7 protein-coding genes are annotated in these 3550 nt (G+C 32.4%); all 7 read left to right on the top strand.

Annotated elements, in window-relative coordinates; translation table 11 throughout:
- Window positions 1-545 precede the first annotated feature (545 nt).
- The 7 genes from F6K22_RS07710 (at window position 546) to F6K22_RS07740 (ending at window position 3391) form a co-directional block, all read left to right on the top strand.
- Window positions 546-830 carry a tetratricopeptide repeat protein gene (locus tag F6K22_RS07710; RefSeq protein WP_293095424.1) on the top strand — a complete coding sequence of 95 codons (285 nt, stop codon included), beginning with the start codon at window positions 546-548 and terminating at the stop codon, window positions 828-830.
- A 75-nt stretch (window positions 831-905) separates the two neighbouring features.
- A complete protein-coding gene (locus tag F6K22_RS07715; protein WP_293095426.1) occupies window positions 906-1373 on the top strand; it encodes a tetratricopeptide repeat protein in 468 nt (155 codons plus the stop codon).
- Window positions 1374-1376: 3 nt separating this feature from the next.
- Window positions 1377-1625: a tetratricopeptide repeat protein gene (locus tag F6K22_RS07720; protein ID WP_293095429.1), complete on the top strand. Its 249-nt coding sequence runs from the start codon at window positions 1377-1379 to the stop codon at window positions 1623-1625.
- A 177-nt stretch (window positions 1626-1802) separates the two neighbouring features.
- Window positions 1803-2132, top strand: a complete 330-nt coding sequence (locus F6K22_RS07725; RefSeq protein ID WP_293095431.1) for a hypothetical protein — start codon at window positions 1803-1805, stop codon at window positions 2130-2132.
- A gap of 52 nt (window positions 2133-2184) precedes the next feature.
- Window positions 2185-2340, top strand: coding sequence for a hypothetical protein (locus tag F6K22_RS07730; protein ID WP_293095434.1), 156 nt, complete (start codon window positions 2185-2187; stop codon window positions 2338-2340).
- A gap of 121 nt (window positions 2341-2461) precedes the next feature.
- Window positions 2462-2611, top strand: coding sequence for a hypothetical protein (locus F6K22_RS07735; protein ID WP_293095436.1), 150 nt, complete (start codon window positions 2462-2464; stop codon window positions 2609-2611).
- A gap of 3 nt (window positions 2612-2614) precedes the next feature.
- On the top strand, window positions 2615-3391 hold the full coding sequence (locus tag F6K22_RS07740; protein ID WP_293095439.1) for a sulfotransferase family 2 domain-containing protein: 777 nt from the start codon (window positions 2615-2617) through the stop codon (window positions 3389-3391).
- The last annotated feature ends 159 nt before the right edge of the window (window positions 3392-3550 follow it).

Here is a 3550-nt window from a genome sequence, read left to right on the forward strand (position 1 = left end):
AATAGTCGATTTTTTCATTTTCTGAAGCACCAGAACAGATGTTTGGAGATTTTGCTAACTATTGCGTATGGAGCAATAGTCGATTTTTTCATTTTCTGAAGCACCAGAACAGATGTTTGGAGATTTTACTAACTATTGCGTATGGAGCAATAGTCGGTTTTTTCATTTTCTGAAGCACCAGAACAGATGTTTGGAGATTTTGCTAACTATTGCGTATGGAGCAATAGTCGGTTTTTTCATTTTCTGAAGCACCAGAACAGATGTTTGGAGATTTTGCTAACTATTGCGTATGGAGCAATAGTCGATTTTTTCATTTTCTGAAGCACCCAAGCAGATGTTTGGAGATTTTACTAACTATTGCGTATCGGCAAATAGTTCCCTAATTTTATCAAGTGCCCGAAGAGGCTGGAGATTTTTGCTGACTATTGCCTATGCAGAAATAGTTGTTTATTCATTGTAAGTTGGCAAATTTCTTATTCGTGATGTCAAAATATTACGGTAGAATTTGAAAATTCAACTGGGAAATATTAGTAAGTTAAATAATTATGGTAACTACTACGTCTTTTAGACAGGCTAAAATACTGTGGCGATCGGGTAAATTAGGCGATGCTTTTAAAAAATATAAACAGTTAATAGAATTAAATCCAAATTTTGCTTGGAGTTATTATTATCTGGGAGAAATATTGGCTGCACAAAATAAATGGCAAGAGCCAGTTACTCAATATCAAGAGGCAGTTAATATCAATCCTAAATCTGCAACTTTTTGCTATGGTTTGGCTAAAGTTTTAATAGAGCAAGTGGAATTAGATAAGGCGATTAAGTATTTATAAAAGGCTATTTCTCTACAAGCTGAGGTAACTATTTATCAGCAAACTCTAGCTGAAGTTTATGAAGCTAAGTCAGATTTGGCAGCAGCATTTAAGATTTGGCAAAAAATTATTACAATTAATCCTAGCCATCTAGTGGCAGTTAAAAAAATTAATTGGTTAGAAATAGATGTTGTCAGAAATTGTGTCGAGAGTGGGGATAAGTTAAGTAAGGAAGGAAAGCTCGAGGAGGCTTTTGAATATTACAAACAAGCATTAACTCTCAACCCTCAACAACCGATGCCTATTTATCGTACTTGTGGGAATAATTTAATTACTTTAAGTAAATTTGAGGAAGCGGAAAGGATATTTAAACAACTAAAAGAAATTTATCCAGAATTAGCAGAAAGTTATGAGGGTTATGCCAGAATTGTTCATAGTTTAGGGAATTGGGAGTTGGCAAAAGAGCGTTGGGAAAATGCTATTAATAAGTTGCCTCACTATTTCAATTTATATGTACAGGAAGGGAATGTTTTAATTACTTTGTTTAGATATAGAGAAGTATAAATTTTGTTTGACGAACTTATCTCAAAATATCCTCATCAACATCATGGTTATGATGGTTTACCTAGAGTATCAATGCACGCGCAAAAATGGGAATTAGCTTTAACTCGTTGGCAAACTGCTATAGATAAATTTCCCAATAATCTTGCGTTTTTAGTTGGTAAAGCTAGTGGTTATATGGAGTTACATAAGTTTGATTCAGCTCAATATTTAGCAGATAGAATATTTCGTCAGTATCCCAATCATTATCAGTAAGGATATAGTCTCTGGAAAAATATTGTACTGCTCCGCTATCAGCATCAAAAAAGTATCACTGCTTTGAAAAAGGTAGAAGGTTTTTTTAAGTCTGTACTATCGAGGGCAGAGGTTTCTTCTACTATTCATCCCGATCGTCAAATACTTTGAGAAGGGGTTTATAGTTTTTGTAGAACCTTGACTAATTATAGTAGTCATTTTATTTTTCTAGGTAGTATTGGTATAGCTGTTAAAAGATTATTAGATGATTACTTTCTAGAGGTATCGCCTGGAGAAATATTAGTTTGTACTTTTAAAAAGTTAATCGCTCAAAAGTTAGGGAATGAAAATTTAGAATTACAGCAGGCAAAAATATTATGTACTGAAGCAAATTTTGGCGCTGCTCTAGATATTTATCTTAATCTAGGGGAGGAGATTGTAGAAAAATTTATTCCTGGTTATGCAGAACATATTGATGGACTTTTTTATCAAAAAATAGAGCATAATGTAAGAGCAGCTTTACCATAAAAAGATGGAAGTTTGGAATTAGCAAAGGAAGCGCTAGAAATAGATTTATTTAATGAATATTTTGGTGGCAATGGCATTTATTCTCAGTTGGGTAGAAATCTCAGTTTATAGTCAGGATGCTTATATTAAATTGGGTTATGCTTTACTAAAGCGAGGAAAACAAGAGTCGGAATTTGCTAACTACAAACAGGCGGTTAAATTAGGTTAAATTAAATTTAGCTTTTGCTTTTTTAAGTGCAATTTTAATAGAGTGGGCAACATCTAAATATCAGCTATTAATAAATAATAGCTGTAAAAAATTGGGAGTCTATCAACAATTTTCAAGTTTATTGGTTAAACAAGGTTTGTCAAAGGAAGCTTTGGAAGTTGCTGGTCAAGTTAAAACTATATTTGGTGATGGATACCACAGTCGAAAAGTTTTGATATCTATTTTAGTTGCACAAGGAAATAAACAACAGGCGTTAGAATATCATGAGTAAGTATTGAAAGAAAATCCTAAATCTGCTGATAAAAATATGGGTGTTTTGAGAAGTTGTAACTTTCTGGAAAAGTTTGGAAATCAAACTATGCTACGAGCAATACTGTGCGATAGATTTAAAATTGCCTATAATTTTATTCTTAAATGTGCTTGTTCTACAGTCAAAACTACTATGGGATGGTTAGAAAATGGACAGGATGATCGTTCTAAAATAATTAGTATGCCTAAACGTCAATCTCATAAAATGTACTGGTGGGTTAAAATAGAAAATCTGGCAGTTAATTATTTTAAATTTGTAGTAGTAAGAGAACCAATTAAGTGGTTTTTATCTGCTGTTTCTAATCAGGTTTTCTTTTCAATAAATTCGTTTGAAAGTCAGAAATTAACTAGCTATAAATATTTATCCATTGCTAAGTTGGGAGTTAATCCTGAAATCAATTGGTTAATTGAAAATTTAGAATCGTATTTAGAAATGTCACAATTTTTTAAACATCATATAAAAGCGCAGCATATCTTCATGGGCAATCAAATAAAGGGATTCGATCGCGTATTTCAAGTAGAGCGTTTAGGAGAATTAGGGGAAAAATTATCAGAAATAACTGGCATGGAAATTAACTTACCCAGACTGAATACAGGAGGCAGAAAAATCTCATTGGCAGAGTTGTCAGAGAAGTCTATGAAAAAATTAATTGATTTTTATACCAGAGATTATGAGTTACTAAAAGATTATTATTCTCCAGATAAAATTTGGGATGAATATCAAGCGTTGAAAAATAAATAGTAATTAAAGATATAGAATTTCTCTGTTTAATAATGAACAGGTTAAAACTATGGCTGCTTTTCAATATCGAGAGGCTTATCACAGTCTTTAAAGTCCTCATACTACTGCGACACAAAATAAAGAATCAGATGTAGAAGTTGTGTTTTTTTCGGAAGTAGA

Source organism: Okeania sp. SIO2F4, assembly GCF_010672385.1.
Taxonomy (GTDB): Bacteria; Cyanobacteriota; Cyanobacteriia; order Cyanobacteriales; family Microcoleaceae; genus Trichodesmium.